The organism is Boseongicola sp. (genome assembly GCF_057460485.1).
Map to the genome: position 1 here is coordinate 1 of NZ_JBVCWP010000081.1, position 14552 is coordinate 14552.

The window sequence follows — 14552 nt, forward strand, 5'->3', positions numbered from 1 at the left end:
CGCGCGGATATCAGCAACGCTGCGGCAGACTTTCAATGCGCCCTTGTTTTCCAGATCAAAAAGGATCGCCGCGATCGACATGGCAGTTGGTAGTGCGTCTTCCCAATCGATGACATCAGGCAATGGCAAGTCGTAGGTTGGCTTTGCCATCTCTTCCATTTTGAACGCATTGTCCAACGGCGACGGGATATAAACCGCGAAGAAGCCGCCACCAAACCCGCCGGCCGTCGCTTTGATCGCATCCAATGCACCGTCACGCCCGCTGACAAAGCTCTCCGACGCTGACAGACCGCCTGCACGATAGAGCTGCAGCAGCACGTCATTATGACCATCAAATATTATAGGCGTGGTGGCAGCGTTCAATACAGTCCCCGGATTTTTTGTTAACGCAACAGTACCGAATTTTATTTCATGGACGAGTCGAAACTCTATGAGTTATACGCATATTCCTATGTGGTTTCTGCAAGAGGGCTATAATGGCGCGCAAATCGTGGCACAGCTTGCCCGAATATCAGGCCCTTCGTGCATTGATGCAGGGCGGAACAACAACGTCTGCAGCCGAACGGCTGGGTTTGTCGCAATCCGCCATAAGCCGCTCGATCGGCAGCCTTGAAGCGCGCACAGGTCTCAACTTGTTCGAACGTGAAGCCGGTCGATTGCGCCCAACGAGAGAAGCCGTTCGGCTGAACCACCGTCTAGACCCGTTGTTCGAGGCGCTCGACAGGATTGATGGCCCTGCCCAACCGGTGCCTGAGACCCTTCGCCTGATTGCGCCACCCACTTACGCTCATCGCTTCCTTGTAAGCCAAATCGCCAGTTTCCTAGCAATCAACCCGCATTTCTTTGTCAGCCTTGAAGTGAGCACCTCGGATGAGGTTACCCGTGGCATACTAGATGATCGTTTCGATTTGGGCCTGACGGGAATCGAACTGGCAAGGTCTGGCGTCAAATCCCTAGCCTATCGCGTGTCATCGGCGGTGTGCGTCATGACCGCAGACCACCCGCTTGCGCAACGAGACGAAGTGCATCCGATTGACCTGCATAATCAACCCTTTGTCGCGATTTCAAAACGCCATGCTCGTCGCAGTCAGCTTGATAGGATACTCAATCAAGAACGCAGTAAACCGCGTATCATGGCAGAAGTTTCAACGTCATTCGCGGCTGTCGATCTGGCCAAAGAAGGGCTGGGAATAGCGGTCGTCAATCCGTTTCCGGTATTCCACTATCGCTCAGGTGAACTTGCTTTTCGCCACTTTGTCTCCCCGATCGAATACCGTAGCTATTTCGTGATGTCAGATGAACGGCCACTCCCGCGTGTCGCACGCGCATTTGTCCGACATCTCAGGCTGCACACGCCTTCCGATCCACATTCAAAAAAGGTCGACGCAATTGCATAGAGCCGCTCTCATCGCTGCAAGCAGCGACTACCGGGCGGTGTGCGGCAACGCGGGACAAATAAAAACACCAACCGCTTGCTGCGACAGTACTTCCTAACAGGCACGAATTTGTCGATAAATAGTCAAGCTAAGCGGAGTGCCGTTGCAAGACAGCTCAACAAACGACCTCGAAAGACGCTGGGATACGAAACCCCCGCAGGGCGTTCTAATGCAGGTGTTGCGTCGACCGGTTGATCCCGCCGGACGAAGTGGGCATTGAGTCAAGCCGATACGTCATCACACAAATCATCCTCACCCAAATTGCCTCATATTGTCTGGGGGTCCAAAGAGTTGGCACTCCCAAAATCGCACCTGCACACGCTCTCACCCTGGCTCGTCCTATCCCGTCACAACACCGTCCCCCACCACGATCTCGCGACGGCAAAGTGTTGCGATCTTCTCGTCATGCGTCGAGATCAGGAAGGTCGTGCCTTCCTCGTGATTGATCTCCGCGATCAGTTCCATCACCTGCATCGCAGAGGCGCGGTCGAGGTTACCGGTCGGCTCGTCGGCGAGCACGAGTTCGGGGGAGTTCATCAGAGACCGCGCGACAGCGACGCGTTGTTTCTGCCCGCCCGAAAGATTGGTCGTGGGAAAGTCGATCCGGTCGGCCAGCCCCATGCGCACCAGCAGTGCGCGCGCACGAGCACGGGCAGCCGGCGTCTCGTGTCCCGCTCGGATGGCGGTGGGAAAGACTACGTTTTCGAGGGCCGTGAAGTCGGGCAGCAAGTTGTGAAACTGGAACACGAAGCCGATGTGGAGATTGCGAAAATCCGTCAGCGTGGCGTCATCGCCGGCGATCATGTCCTGGCCGAGCATCTCGTAACTGCCCGATGTTGGCTTCATCAGCGTTCCGAGAATCGTCAGAAGCGTGCTCTTGCCCGAACCCGATGGGCCCAGCAAAGCGGCCATCTCTCCGGTCTCAAGCTTCAGGGACAGACCTCGCAGCACGCGTGTTGCCACCTCGCCCGTACCGTATGTCTGAACCAGGTCGCGCACCTCCAGAAGCTTGCTCATTGTCCAATCGCCGTGACCGGATCGACCCGCGCAGCTGAGCGTGCCGGTAGTATCGAGGCGAGGATGGCGCCACCTACAGTCAGGGTGATGGCGAGGCCATAGGAGCCCTGAGTTATGTCCATCGGCAACATTCCCGGCTCGAACGCATCCCGCGAGGGGAAGGGTAGAAGCGCAAGGTATCCCAGTGCCGCCCCCATGAGCCCTCCCATCAGTCCGATCAAAGCCCCTTGCGTGACGAAGACGAAGACGACAAAGCTGCGCGGGGCCCCCATCGCTCGCATGATTCCGATCTCAGGGCGACGTCGATAGGTGGACAGCAACAACGCCGAGGCAACGCCTATCACTATGGTAATGAGCGCGAAGGTTTTCAGGAAATACCCGGTCTGCGCCTGCGCATCCAAGGCCTCCATCAGCTGTTCGGCTCCATCCGTCCAGGGGACAGCATCAAGTCCCGTCAACGCTCGGATCCGAAGGGCCGTGGCGTCGGCAGCGTTCAGGTCATTGAGCTTTATTTCGATCCGAGTCACGCCTTGAGGAATGGCAAAGAGCGTGCGTGCGGTAGAGAGGCTGACGAAGGCACGTGCGCTATCCATTACAGCGTTACCCGTCTCGAAGATTCCGCTCAGCGTCAGGGCCGACGTGACACCATTCGAGCTTTGTACCCGCAGTGTCTGACCGAGCGACAAGGCCAGATCGTCTGCTAGATCGCGGCCAAGCACAATCAGTCCCGAGCTCAGCCGCGCCGAGCCTTCGCCTATATAGCCACTCAGATCCAGGATCATGGACTCGCGCCCCGGCTCCACCCCCGTCACGCTGACCTGCCTGACTTGGGCCCCACGAGTCAGGAACCCCGCGCCGCTGATCTGCGGCGAGACGGCGCGGACCCCCGGTACGGCCTCGATCAGAGGCAGCCACGTGGCTGCCTCGGCCAAAGTCGCTGTTCGCGTACGGCCTCGTTCGGTCACGACGAGCACATGACCCTCAGGCGATATCAGCAGAGCGGGATCTTCGGTCTCGGCCTCGATGGTGATATGCGAGATGTCGCCCACGGTGCGCAGCATAATGAATTCGGCAAGTCCCCCGATCAGGGCGGACATGAAGATGAAAATGAAAACACCCACCGCGACGCCCACCACCAGAAGCGTTGTCTGCGCCTTGTTCGCCGTCAGGTACCGGGCCGCTATCTTGAGCGCGTAAAGCATCAGGGCTGGTCCACCAGGACGGCTTGCCCGGCCGCGATCCCAGTCGCATCCGCGATCACCACGTCGCCCTCGGTCAGACCTGCGGTCACGATCAAGCGCGCGGCGGGCCAATCCAGGACTGTAAGAGGCTGGAACTGTGCCAAGCCATCTGTGACCACAAGAACCCCAAGCTCGCCCGTGTTCGTCAGCATGGCGGTGCGTGGAACGGTCAGCGCCGCACTGCGCTGATCGACGATGATATTCGTCGCAACTGTCAAGCCGATGGGGGCCGTAACGGGCGCGTGAAAAGCTATCTTGATGGCGAGACCGCCCGTAGCTTCGTCCACGCGGGCCGAGACGAAGGTGACATGCCCCTCACGAGTGCCGATATCGCCCGCCAGTTGCAAGACCGCGGGCTGGTTGCGGACGATTTGAGTGGCATAGGCTTCGTCCACATCCGCTTCGACCACCAATTCGCTTAGATCAGCCAGCGTCAGCAGCGGAGTGGAGGGCCCGACGAGTTGTCCGACCTCGGCGTCGAGCGCTAGGATGCTGCCGAGAATCGGGGCGCGTATGGTGTAGCTCTCCAGCAAGGCCTGCGCCTGATCGAGGGCGGCGCTCATACGAGCCACGTCCTGTGCGGCCGATTGAACAGCACGAGTATCGCTCTCCAGCACGGTCTTTGCGACATTCGCACCGAGAGCCGCATCGCGCTCATAGGTTGCCAGCGCCTGTTGCTGAGCAACAAGGGCAGCATCAAGGCCAGCCATGGCCTGGCGAACAGCGGCATTCTGTGCCTTCGCATCGACCTGGGCCAATATCTGATCCGCCTCGACCAAATCACCCTCAACCACGGGAAGCGCGATTAGCCTGCCGGTCCCGGCTGCGCGAAGTTCAACCGAGGAAACTGCTGCGATCCGGCCATTGACAGCGAGAACCCGCGTGATGGGGGAGAATGCGGCAATCTCGACTGAGACTGCCGGGGCTCGCGCCATCCAAAGTTGCGAAGACGCGACGAAGGCTAGCGCTAGACCGGAGATTCCGAGGATGCCCCAGAGCCATAAACGCAGTTTGGGGACAGAGGGTTGCATTGCAGGGCGCAGGGCTGGGACACGCGACGCGCGGGCGGGTTCCGTGGACTGTGCCACGGTCAGGTTTTGCCGGGCAGTTAATTGTTCAGACTTGGTCAAAAAGGGCCACCTTCCTGAGTTACAACCGGAATGAGATTGCCGCCAAGCTCAGATCGGACCCCCACTCGGTCACAATACCCGCATCCGCTTTCCTCGCGCTGACATAAATCAATACGAGGCGCCCGGCCTTCTTGCCACACTTCAGGGTGCATTGGGCCGACATAGGCGGCCTGTTCGTCGGCGCGCGCGCCGGCCAGGCAAATGGTCACTCATGAATTCTCCCCTATCTATAGCTCACTTCGAGATAGGGGTTCCAGTCACCAGAAGGTCAAGGCCCCTAAGCGTAGCGCGGTATTTCAAGCCTATAAAGCACTGAAACAGATAGTTTCTTTACCGATATAGAAGATTCTGCGCGCAGTCTTGTGGACGCGAGCAACAATCTCAAAAACACTTGAGGCGGGCGATCCTAAGTCTGGCCTGAGATAGGGCTGCTTCAAATGCGCTTGAAAATAGTCCCGCGCAGCACCACGCGATTACGGCATTTGTCTAACAACCAGAGTTTTGGTACCAGATGCAAATGCGGACGCAAGCAGATGGTGCCAATGCTGGATGGAACCATCTCCAATTAGATAAATAGTTAGGAACGGCAATTATGAAGGTCCGCAACATTGTAGCAAATTCGTCAATTTTCGTGCTCAGTGCGTGCAATGCTTCGGGCATAAACGGAACTGGCGGTGCGAACACAGGCTTCATTGACGACCTACCCGAAGCCGTTATCGCAATGGCTGCCCCCTATCAGGATCTTGAAGCTGTCCGTCTTCTGCCGGAGGATGGATGTTACTGGTATCAGCATGTCGGACCGGTTGAAACAACCATGCTTCCGCTCATAACCGTCCGCGGCAACAAAATTTGCACCCGGCCGCGATCAGAACCGATCGCAACCAGCTAGACTTCATTAATCTAAACGATTGTACTGCCCCGATCTGGCGGCCTCAGTCAGTGATCGAACGTCGTCGCAACAATATCCGGCACGCACGAACACCCGCATACTTGCCCTCGCCGCACGGAGCGCAAGCTTCCAAAACTGCGCAATCCAGTCAGCTTTTCGCGCTGACTGAGCCTTCAGGTGGGTACAGAAAGGCCGTCGCGCCGGGCGATACCTGGCCGTAAAGCCCTATGATATGCGCCATCACCATCCTTACACAGCCGGAACTCGCGCGCCCGCCGATCGAGCGAGGTTGCGGGGTACCGTGAATACGAAGGTACGTGTCGCGGTTTCCCACGAAAAGATAAAAGGCCCGAGAACCGAGTGGATTATTAGGGCCGCCATCCACACCATTCTCGAATTGAGCGTAAGCGCCGGGATCGCGGAGGATCATGTCTTCGGTTGGCCGCCAAGTTGGCCACTTTGTTTTGCGCCTGATCGTATAGGTTCCCGGTTCGTATAAATTTCCCCGGGCGATGGCGACGCCGAACCTCAGCGCGGTGCCATCATTCTGGATGTGATAAAGATAGCGTGCAACGGCATCGACGTGAATGTCACCGGGGGTCAGTCCGTCATTGGCGTCAACGCGTGCTGGTAGAAATCGCTTGTCGAGGCCCCAAGGGTTCGACGTGGCCGGATCATAGTTCACCGGCGTCACCTGGGCGTCCCATTTGGCCCACATTGACGGCGGCGACACAGGGGCTGCCACGATCGGCGCCTGATAGGAACCCAAATCAGTCGGTTCACCAAACGCGGCACCCGCAATTGGCGACGAGAAGAGCGCAGCGGTTGTGGCAACAAAATGGCGCCGGGTTAGCATGGCAAGAATCTCCCAAAACAGCGGTGACAAAAACAGCCGATACGTCACAATGCGCCGGCATGTTGCACCAAAATCCTCTGAGCGGTCCAATCACACTTTCGTTCAACGCAAACGGCCTGTTGGGCATAGTTGCATATATACTTTCGGCCCCTCGCGATAAAACGAACATCGGCCCAAATCTGTTCCACCAAAACCGAACCGTCTCGTGGCTGATACTCGATCCCGCGCTCAGGCAGCGGGTCTTCGACATTCCGAAGCGAAAGCGGGAAGCGTGCGTGCAGCATCACAGCCAGTCGTACGATCTCGGGGTTCGTCTTGAAATTGCGAAAAGGGCTGCGTTTTGTCATCCCGAGAAGCTCGGGTCGCCGCCCTGCCCGGCTCATAACAGTTTCCTCTGACACCACCTAATCCATGCTTGGGAGGGAGCGCTGAACTCAACCGAGAAGCCATCCCCCATCCACATCCACCGTCGTTCCGGTGACAAAACCGTTCTTGATCACAAACAGAATTCCCTCTGCCACTTCGTTTGCAGTGCCGGCGCGCGGGATCAGGTTGTCTTGGGTCATCTTGTCATAAAGCGCTTCACGTTCAGCACCTTGCACAGGCACCATAGGCGTATCAATCGTGCCGGGAGAAACCACGTTGATACGGATGCGAGGCGCCACCTCACGAGCCACCGCGCGCACCATCGCTTCGACCGCGTTGCCGACAGAGGAAAGAGCAATCTGCCCCGGTCGACAGTTCCGCGCAGGTGCACCGGAAACGAGCGTGATGGAACCGCCGTCTGTCACATGTCCGGCGCCATATCTGACGACGTTGGCGTAACCCCAAAGTTTGTCGAAGGAACTCTTGAAGCCGTCCATGTCCATTTCGAGAAACGGACCGATTGCACGCCCGCCACCCGTTGCGGCACTCACAAGAATATCTATCGGACCGAGATTGTTCAGCAAAGCCTCGACAGCTGCTCCGTCAAGTACATCGCAGGATTGGGTCATCACATTTGCGGGCAATGGCCCGGCTTTGGAAGGATTGCGGCTAATTGCTGTGACCATTGCCCCGCCAGCGGCCAGCATCTGTGTGGTAGCAAGGCCAATGCCCGATGTACCGCCAAAGACGACGGCTCTCTTGCCAGATATATTCATGTGGAATTCCTTTCGTGATTTGAATCCAGATGGCTTGCGTTCTGTAGGCCTCGTTGAATCCTTTAGATGTCATTACCTTGTGATTGACGTTTCTGTCCTATCGAATGAATTTCTTCACATAGTCGGCTCCCAGACCAACCTTCTCGAAATGCGCACGGCACATATCGATCTTGGTAAAGACGTCTTCGTAACCCAGATGTTTGCCATAGGGATCAACGTAGTACATCACCCCGTTCACCTGAAAGTAGGTTATCATTTCGTCGACATCGTCGGGCACGACCAGCGTGTGTGTCTCGCCCGGAGGCTCGAAGACATAGCTACCTTCCTCGGCGACCCAGTCGTGCTCAAGGTAGTGCCAGTGGCCCTTCAGAACGAAACCGTGCACCGCGTTGGGATGACGGTGGCGTGACAGTACGCCCGACTTCGTCACCTTCAGCAAATTCATCCAATAGCCCTGCGAGACATTCAGACACAACGGGCGAAAGAACACATGCTCGGCCTGTTGCACCCACATGCGGTCATCGTTGGCGGAGAGCGCGTCGGCCACCACGATTTCGGGCAATGCATCAGGCGGCATTGGCAATTGATAAGGAACGCGGGGGTTTTCATCAACTTCTGCTACTGGCATTCGAAGATCCTTTTGATTCACATTGCGGCGTATCCGCCATCGACGTTGAGTATGGTTCCGGTCACGAATGCGGCGGCGGGACTTGCAAGAAAACACGCCGGACCGATCAGGTCTTCGGGCGTGCCCCAACGGGCCATAGGTGTGCGTCCGAGAATGACGTCTGAGCGCATAGGGTCATTGCGCAGGGCATCAGTTAGCGGTGTCGCGATCCATCCGGGCGCCAGTGCGTTGACCCGAATTCCATCCGGTGCATATGCGATGGCCAATGATTTTGTCAGCTGAGAGATGCCGCCCTTCGAGGCTGAGTATGCTGGAACCAAACCGCCGCCGAAGTAGCTGAGCATCGAGGCGATGTTGATAATCGTCCCCTTGTTCGCCGCCAAGGCGTCCCGCGCAGCGGCACAGACCCGCATTGTGCCGTTTAGATTGATGTCGATGACCTGCTGGAATACATCAGGATCATGCTCGGCCTCACGCCTAATTGTGCCCGCTGCATTGACGACAACGCAAAGCCCCTTGAGCGGCGCAACTAGCGCGGTTACTGCAGGGCCATCTTGCACGTCCAGGGCGGAATAAATGAGGTTTCCCTCAGCCTTTGGGATTGCACCCAAGCCAACGGCCAGAACCACATGGCCAGCGTCTGCAAAGCCTCGGGCAATTGCCTGGCCGATACCGCTTGTTGCCCCTGTCACCAGAACTGTCGGAGAAAACGTCATGACCATGCGGTGACTTTCTCTGCTTGAATTTGTCCATATTATGGACTATTGACCATTTAGTGAAATGTTTGCATGGCGATGACGGCACTGTCAATTGCCAAGACCGTAAGGACGTCTGGTAAATGTCAACTTCAGTTCAGGGAGCCCAAAGCTTTGCGCGCAGCATTAGCGTCCTGCAGCTAATCGCTGATGCCGAAGACGCCGTGAGCCGCGCTAGCCTTATGAAGCAGTGCGGGCTGACGCGACCAACTCTTTACCGGATCATCGCCTCGCTTGCGGCGGAAGGACTGATCGAAGCCACCGCTGAGAACCGCTATCGTATTGGTGGGCGTGTGGTCAGCCTGGCACGAACGGCTCTGGCGCAAAATGATGTTCGCAAAGTAGCTGAACCCTTTCTAAAGCGCCTGCGAGAAGCGACAGGTGAGACCGTTCATCTGGCGATCCGAACCGGAGATGAACTTGTCTATATTGATAAAATCGAAAGCCAGGAGGCTGTTCGGATGGCATCGACGATTGGAACGCGTGTTGCATTTCACTCGACTGCTGTTGGCAAGGGATTCCTCAGCGCGATGTCGGTAGCAAAAGCCAATGATCTGATCAGTCGGATCAATCTGCCCGCATTCACTCAATTTACGACAACGGATCGCGAAACACTGCGGGCGATCGTGCGACAAGCAGATCAGGACGGCTATGTATGCGACGATCAGGAAAACGAGATTGGTATTGTTTGTTTTGGTGCAGCTATTTGCGATTCCGTTGACAACCCGGTCGCCAGCGTTAGCGTTTCAGTCCCGCTGTTTCGCCTGGATGATGCGCGCCGATACAGCGCTCCGTTGCTGGAGGCGGTCGCTGCAATCTCAAAGCGAATGGGGTATATTGGCGCGGTTTAACCTTCCCTGACACCGAAAGACGACAGGATAAGGACATGCCGACCTGGCTACCGACCCTGATCACGGAAGCCCCCGAGGAAGGATATGACCTCGCCGTAAAGCTCTCACGCATGGCAATCAAACCGACCTAACCGGATCCGGACGCCCGCGATCGCCTGCGCTCGGCCTATGCCGAAGATGCTGAGGCACTGATCTCCGTCAGTCAGGTGGTTGCCACGCATTTCGCGACCGTGGCCGCAGCCAATTGCTTTTGGAAAGATGCGAGGTGACAACGATCGAAACTGGCAATGATGGCTTCGTCGTAGACGCAGAGATCATCGCGGAAGCCTTAGGAGTTGCCGCTTTGGTGATCCAGGGCCTCATGCGGCCCAATGTGATCTCCTCGCGGTGCGCGAAGGGCGTGGGCGAGGATGAGGGGGTCTGGCGATTGACCTTCTTCCACAGCAACCGTGCCTTTCGCCTGACTGTCGACAACACCAACCAAATCCTCAGTCGCGCCCAGTTCGACGCACCGCGCCAACGCAATGGAACAAAACGACAAGCAATGTGAATGGTGCTGTCGGCGGTGTCAGGCTAAGCGGGTCTATGCGTTCTGCCGCCGCCCTGAACGTCTAAGCTAGGACATAATTTCCATATTTTCTTGATGATTCTCGATCACGCGGCGCTAAAGCAGCCGGAATTCTCCTCCCAAAATCCAACAGATGAGGTTAATCTGACAATCCGCGAAAAGATCTTCACTCAGGCGCTTTGGAGTTCTCGGTCTTTAACGGAGTGTTGTCTTTGAGACGGATCGCCTGGCGCTCGATCATGCGATGCACTTTGGGGCGCACTTTTCCACGATGCAGCTTCAAGAGGCGCTCGTAGGACTCTGCATCGGCCTGGGTTCGTCGCTCATGGTGGCGAATGTACTCAACCCAGGTGGGGACATGATAGGTCTCGGTCCAGATATCAGGGTTTTCCAGGTCTCGCAGCAGCGTCCACTGCTGCGCCCCGTCGCGAATTCTGACGCGTCGCCGTTCACTCATCGCGGCCAGGAATTCGGGCACATCGTTTTGGACAATCTCATAGTCGACCATGATCATGATGGGGCCACTCCGCTGTTTAAGATCCAGACGCAAAGATGGCTCTTTAAAGGTGTTGAGCGGGTCGAGATTGAGGTTTGTGAAGTCAGGGAGCGGGACGCGTAAGCCGACCATTGCTCCAACAATCAATAGGGCGGCGGCCGAGAACATCGCCCGGTCCACGCCGAAATTTTCGGCCATGGCGCCCCAAGCCCAACTTCCACCCGCCATGCCACCGAATACGCCGGTCTGGTACAGCGCGAGGGCTCTGCCGACCACCCAGCGTGGTGTGGATAATTGGATCGTAACGTTGAACAACGAAAGGGCCATCACCCAGCTTGCGCCGGCAAACAGCAATGCCGCTCCACTGAACATGTAGTGATGACTTAGGCCCAGTGTCATGCTGCTGACCGCAAAGGCAAGGAACGCCGCGCGCGTAATATGTTCATTGTGAAATCGTGCCCGTAAGCGAGCGTTTAGCAGCGCGCCGCACACTGCCCCTGCCCCGAAACACCCCAGCAGCACGCCATACACGAAGGCCCCGCCCTGTAAGAGTTCCCGAACGATCAGCGGCAACAGCGCCAGGATCGCGATGGCCGATAGGCCAAACAGAAAGCCACGAAAGATCACTTTCATCAGGTTAGGCGACATGGCAACATACCGAAGCCCAGCAGAAAACGCACTGCCCATGGGTTCGCGTGGCAGGCGGCGCTGTGGAGTGGCAGGCCGCCAGAACCAAAGGGCGGCAATGATGCCAAAGTAGCTGAAGGCATTCACTACAAACGCTGCCGCGACACCTGAGATGGCCACGATTGCGCCGCCTGCAGCGGGACCGATGCTGCGCATCAGGTTAAAGCCCATGCTATTTAGCGAGACGGCTGCCGAAAGTTCGTCGCGCGACACGATATCGCCCATTGATGCCTGCCAAGAAGGGTTGTGCAAAGCCGTGCCGCAACCGATCAGAAAAGTGAACGTCAAGAGCAGCCAGGGTGACAGAAGCCCCTCATAGGCCAGAACGGCAAGTACGATCGAAACCAAGAGCATGAAGGATTGTGCGATCAGCATGACCCTGCGGCGGTCAAAATTGTCGGCGAAAACCCCTGCCAGGAGCGAGAATATCATGATCGGCAGTGTCACTGAGGACTGCACAAGCGCCACCATGCTTTGGGACTGGGTCAGCGACGTCATCAGCCAGGCCGCTCCTACCGCTTGGACAAGCCCCCCGAAATTTGAGGCAAGCGCCGCAATCCACAGCATCCGGAAAGTCTGGTTGCGAAAGAGCGTCAATGTTGATGTGCTTTGCGGCAACAGACGCTCCTTTCCATGACCAACGCCTGCGACGGCAGTGTCAGATTAAACGGATCTAATCGCTCTGCCACTGCTCGGAGCCTTTAAGCTCGGGCACAATTTCTTTGTATTCTTGATGATCATCAACCAGCGCGACACGAATGCCGCCGAAATTCCTCCCCCAAACCGTAGCAGATGAGTCTAATCTGACAATGCCCATGCAGAAGATCCGCTACATTCCGAAGAGAACGCGAAAATCGAACGTAGAGCCACACAGCCAGCCAGGTAATCTCAGCACTGGTTTTGACGTAGCGAAATGGTGAGCGTTATGTAATCCAATCAAGCTGCGAACCCGCACGATCGACCTCAAACGGGTTTGCTCTGACAATCCTCGGGCCGATCTTATCTGGCCAACTTTCTCCCGGATACCACAATCACTGCCACGATAATCGCGCCGGTAACTATCAAACGATATCCCGCCGAGAGCCCAAGCGTGTTCAGCATTGAAACCAGTAAGAACATGAATAGTGACGCGCCCCACAATCCTGTCAGATTGGCATAACCGCCAGCAACCGATGTGCCGCCAATGACCACTACCGCAATGGACATTAGCAGATATTGCTCGCCCATATTCAGGGCAGCCCCACCAGAAAAACCAGCCAGAAAAAATCCGCACACGGAAGCAAACACGGCGCACATCAGATAGGTCAGAAAACGAACCCGCTCGACCCGTATCCCCGCCAGTTTTGCGGCTTTCTCGTTCTGACCCACCGCCAGCACCGACAAACCGAAACGGGTACGATGCAGCAAAAACGCCATACCGACTGTCACGACCAGAACCACCAGCGTCAAAATCGGCACGCCCGCAACTTTGGCCACGGCGAAATCGCCAAGAACTTCAGGTGGCTTCACGCGGAGACCGCGGTTCGACCAGATGGCTGTAGATTGATACAGAAAGGATGCCGAAAGCGTCGCAATGATTGGAGGGATACGCAGAAAAAGTATCAGCAGGAAATTGGTTGTTCCAATCGCCAGACCAACACCAAGCGAGATCAGAAATCCTGGCACCAGAAGGCCCGGATCGCCATTCATGAACTTCATTGCAAGCGTCGCAGACAGGGTCATACAGGCCGGTATCGATAGGTCCACATTGCCGGGTCCAAGGGTGATGACAAACATCTGTCCGATCGCGACAATGACAAAGAACGTCCCAAAAGACGCGGCGGCGGACATCACTTGCCCACCAGCGCCAAAGCCGGAAACGCCAGTAATGATGACCCACATCGAAACCGCGCCGAACCAGGCCCAAACCCAAGGTTTTTGAACAAGTTGCGACACCCAAGTCATATGCGTCGCTCCCGCGAACTGACTAAAAGCCGCAAGGCCAAAACCAGGATCAGAATGGCCCCTTGTGCACCGATCTGCCAATCTGGATTAAGTCGCAGAAAGCTTAAAAACGAACCAGCAAGTGCAAGCGTGATAGCTCCTATAACTGCTCCGACTGGCGACACCCGCCCGCCGACAAACTCACCGCCGCCCAGAATGCCCCCAGCGATAGAAAGCAACGTATATCGAAGCGCGATATTGGCGTCCGCCGATGTTGTCAGTCCAACCAACGCCATCCCGGAAAATACACCGAACAGGCCCGCCAATGAAAACATCGTCACTTTGACGCGCAATAACGACCACCCGGCGCGTTCGACCGATTTCGGATTGCCCCCCGCCCCGCGCAACACGGTGCCGGCAGCCGAGCGCATAAGCCCGATGTGAACGACCAGCGCAATCACTACGGAGGCGATAATCGGAAAGGGCACAAGTGAAGGTTTCAGCGTCATAAGCGTGCGGATCCACTCCGGGGCCGATCCACCCGGGGTTGGTAAGATCAGAACGGCGATGCCAGTCCAAACGAATGACATGCCCAGCGTTACGACAATCGAGGGTAAGTTTCGCAAATGGATCAACGCCCCAAGTGCGCCATAGGCAACAACGCAGGCCGCCAGTGCCAATACGCCTAGGAGCGGTGTGTCGTTCAACCAAGTCGCAGTGATGCACGCCGTAAGTGAAACAAACGCTCCAAGCGAAAGATCAAGATCGTTCACACACAGAATGAACATTTGGGCAATTGTCGCCAAAGCAATCGGAACCGCCAAATTCAACAACAGGTTCAGCCCGAAGTAGCTCATCGTGCGCGGCTGCAAATAGAAAATTGCGGCCAAAAGTGCAGCCAACGACAAAGCTGGCAAAAGCGTGCGCAAGGCC

General features: G+C 56.7%; 14 protein-coding genes and 4 pseudogenes. 6 read left to right on the forward strand and 12 right to left on the reverse strand.

The window, feature by feature from the left end; translation table 11 throughout:
• A pseudogene (locus AC221Y_RS11140) lies at window positions 1–363 on the reverse strand (dipeptidase); the annotation flags it as partial.
• Between the two features lie 113 nt (window positions 364–476).
• Between AC221Y_RS11140 and AC221Y_RS11145 the strand changes: the two are divergent.
• Together AC221Y_RS11145 and AC221Y_RS11150 are read left to right on the forward strand one after the other, a co-directional pair.
• Window positions 477–1397 carry a LysR family transcriptional regulator gene (locus AC221Y_RS11145; RefSeq protein WP_299750407.1) on the forward strand — a complete coding sequence of 307 codons (921 nt, stop codon included), beginning with the start codon at window positions 477–479 and terminating at the stop codon, window positions 1395–1397.
• Window positions 1398–1442: 45 nt separating this feature from the next.
• Window positions 1443–1631, forward strand: a pseudogene (locus tag AC221Y_RS11150) (IS30 family transposase); the annotation flags it as partial.
• A 144-nt stretch (window positions 1632–1775) separates the two neighbouring features.
• Here AC221Y_RS11150 and AC221Y_RS11155 read toward each other — a convergent pair.
• The 3 genes from AC221Y_RS11155 to AC221Y_RS11165 are packed head-to-tail and all read right to left on the reverse strand — an operon-like array spanning window position 1776 to window position 4824.
• Window positions 1776–2453 (reverse strand): ABC transporter ATP-binding protein, encoded by a 678-nt coding sequence (locus AC221Y_RS11155; RefSeq protein ID WP_299750410.1) that lies wholly within the window; start codon window positions 2451–2453, stop codon window positions 1776–1778.
• Window positions 2450–3655: an ABC transporter permease gene (locus tag AC221Y_RS11160; protein ID WP_486707338.1), complete on the reverse strand. Its 1206-nt coding sequence runs from the start codon at window positions 3653–3655 to the stop codon at window positions 2450–2452. Before AC221Y_RS11160 ends, AC221Y_RS11155 begins: the two co-directional genes overlap by 4 nt.
• Complete coding sequence (locus tag AC221Y_RS11165; protein ID WP_299748733.1) at window positions 3655–4824, reverse strand: efflux RND transporter periplasmic adaptor subunit; 1170 nt, start codon at window positions 4822–4824, stop codon at window positions 3655–3657. The genes AC221Y_RS11160 and AC221Y_RS11165 overlap by 1 nt, the downstream gene beginning before the upstream one ends.
• A 592-nt stretch (window positions 4825–5416) precedes the next feature.
• Here AC221Y_RS11165 and AC221Y_RS11170 point away from each other — a divergent pair.
• Entirely contained in the window at window positions 5417–5713 is a 297-nt protein-coding gene (locus AC221Y_RS11170; protein ID WP_299748730.1) for a hypothetical protein, read from the forward strand.
• A gap of 148 nt (window positions 5714–5861) precedes the next feature.
• On the opposite strand, the gene AC221Y_RS11175 is transcribed toward AC221Y_RS11170, so the two are convergent.
• The 5 genes and pseudogenes from AC221Y_RS11175 to AC221Y_RS11195 all read right to left on the reverse strand — a co-directional run bounded on the left by AC221Y_RS11175 (window position 5862) and on the right by AC221Y_RS11195 (window position 9061).
• Window positions 5862–6569, reverse strand: coding sequence for a L,D-transpeptidase (locus AC221Y_RS11175; protein ID WP_299748728.1), 708 nt, complete (start codon window positions 6567–6569; stop codon window positions 5862–5864).
• 163 nt (window positions 6570–6732) lie between these two features.
• A pseudogene (locus AC221Y_RS11180) lies at window positions 6733–6916 on the reverse strand (IS6 family transposase); the annotation flags it as partial.
• A gap of 87 nt (window positions 6917–7003) precedes the next feature.
• A complete protein-coding gene (locus AC221Y_RS11185) occupies window positions 7004–7711 on the reverse strand; it encodes an SDR family oxidoreductase (protein ID WP_299748725.1) in 708 nt (235 codons plus the stop codon).
• 97 nt (window positions 7712–7808) lie between these two features.
• Window positions 7809–8339, reverse strand: a complete 531-nt coding sequence (locus AC221Y_RS11190; RefSeq protein WP_299748722.1) for a 2,4'-dihydroxyacetophenone dioxygenase family protein — start codon at window positions 8337–8339, stop codon at window positions 7809–7811.
• 17 nt (window positions 8340–8356) lie between these two features.
• Window positions 8357–9061: an SDR family NAD(P)-dependent oxidoreductase gene (locus AC221Y_RS11195; protein ID WP_299748720.1), complete on the reverse strand. Its 705-nt coding sequence runs from the start codon at window positions 9059–9061 to the stop codon at window positions 8357–8359.
• A 116-nt stretch (window positions 9062–9177) separates the two neighbouring features.
• Here AC221Y_RS11195 and AC221Y_RS11200 point away from each other — a divergent pair, with 116 nt between their 5' ends.
• The 3 genes and pseudogenes from AC221Y_RS11200 to AC221Y_RS11210 all read left to right on the forward strand — a co-directional run bounded on the left by AC221Y_RS11200 (window position 9178) and on the right by AC221Y_RS11210 (window position 10495).
• A complete protein-coding gene (locus AC221Y_RS11200; protein ID WP_299748717.1) occupies window positions 9178–9945 on the forward strand; it encodes an IclR family transcriptional regulator in 768 nt (255 codons plus the stop codon).
• A gap of 35 nt (window positions 9946–9980) precedes the next feature.
• Window positions 9981–10214, forward strand: a pseudogene (locus tag AC221Y_RS11205) (hexameric tyrosine-coordinated heme protein).
• Window positions 10211–10495: a DUF6522 family protein gene (locus AC221Y_RS11210; protein WP_486707339.1), complete on the forward strand. Its 285-nt coding sequence runs from the start codon at window positions 10211–10213 to the stop codon at window positions 10493–10495. The pseudogene AC221Y_RS11205 and the gene AC221Y_RS11210 overlap by 4 nt, the downstream one beginning before the upstream one ends.
• Window positions 10496–10679: 184 nt before the next feature.
• Here AC221Y_RS11210 and AC221Y_RS11215 read toward each other — a convergent pair whose 3' ends face one another.
• From AC221Y_RS11215 to AC221Y_RS11225, 3 genes are all read right to left on the reverse strand, one after another.
• A complete protein-coding gene (locus AC221Y_RS11215) occupies window positions 10680–12314 on the reverse strand; it encodes an MFS transporter (protein WP_299748711.1) in 1635 nt (544 codons plus the stop codon).
• 381 nt (window positions 12315–12695) lie between these two features.
• A complete protein-coding gene (locus AC221Y_RS11220) occupies window positions 12696–13640 on the reverse strand; it encodes an ABC transporter permease (protein ID WP_299748708.1) in 945 nt (314 codons plus the stop codon).
• Window positions 13637–14548 (reverse strand): ABC transporter permease, encoded by a 912-nt coding sequence (locus AC221Y_RS11225; RefSeq protein WP_486707340.1) that lies wholly within the window; start codon window positions 14546–14548, stop codon window positions 13637–13639. The genes AC221Y_RS11220 and AC221Y_RS11225 overlap by 4 nt, the downstream gene beginning before the upstream one ends.
• Window positions 14549–14552 lie beyond the last annotated feature (4 nt).

Excerpts from the sequence above, each read along its gene's own strand:
- AC221Y_RS11145 (WP_299750407.1), top strand. The coding sequence starts at position 477 with ATGGCGCGCAAATCGTGGCACAGCTTGCCCGAATATCAGGCCCTTCGT.
- AC221Y_RS11155 (WP_299750410.1), bottom strand. The coding sequence starts at position 2,453 with ATGAGCAAGCTTCTGGAGGTGCGCGACCTGGTTCAGACATACGGTACG.
- AC221Y_RS11160 (WP_486707338.1), bottom strand. The coding sequence starts at position 3,655 with ATGCTTTACGCGCTCAAGATAGCGGCCCGGTACCTGACGGCGAACAAG.
- AC221Y_RS11170 (WP_299748730.1), top strand. The coding sequence starts at position 5,417 with ATGAAGGTCCGCAACATTGTAGCAAATTCGTCAATTTTCGTGCTCAGT.
- AC221Y_RS11175 (WP_299748728.1), bottom strand. The coding sequence starts at position 6,569 with ATGCTAACCCGGCGCCATTTTGTTGCCACAACCGCTGCGCTCTTCTCG.
- AC221Y_RS11185 (WP_299748725.1), bottom strand. The coding sequence starts at position 7,711 with ATGAATATATCTGGCAAGAGAGCCGTCGTCTTTGGCGGTACATCGGGC.
- AC221Y_RS11190 (WP_299748722.1), bottom strand. The coding sequence starts at position 8,339 with ATGCCAGTAGCAGAAGTTGATGAAAACCCCCGCGTTCCTTATCAATTG.
- AC221Y_RS11195 (WP_299748720.1), bottom strand. The coding sequence starts at position 9,061 with ATGGTCATGACGTTTTCTCCGACAGTTCTGGTGACAGGGGCAACAAGC.
- AC221Y_RS11200 (WP_299748717.1), top strand. The coding sequence starts at position 9,178 with ATGTCAACTTCAGTTCAGGGAGCCCAAAGCTTTGCGCGCAGCATTAGC.
- AC221Y_RS11220 (WP_299748708.1), bottom strand. The coding sequence starts at position 13,640 with ATGACTTGGGTGTCGCAACTTGTTCAAAAACCTTGGGTTTGGGCCTGG.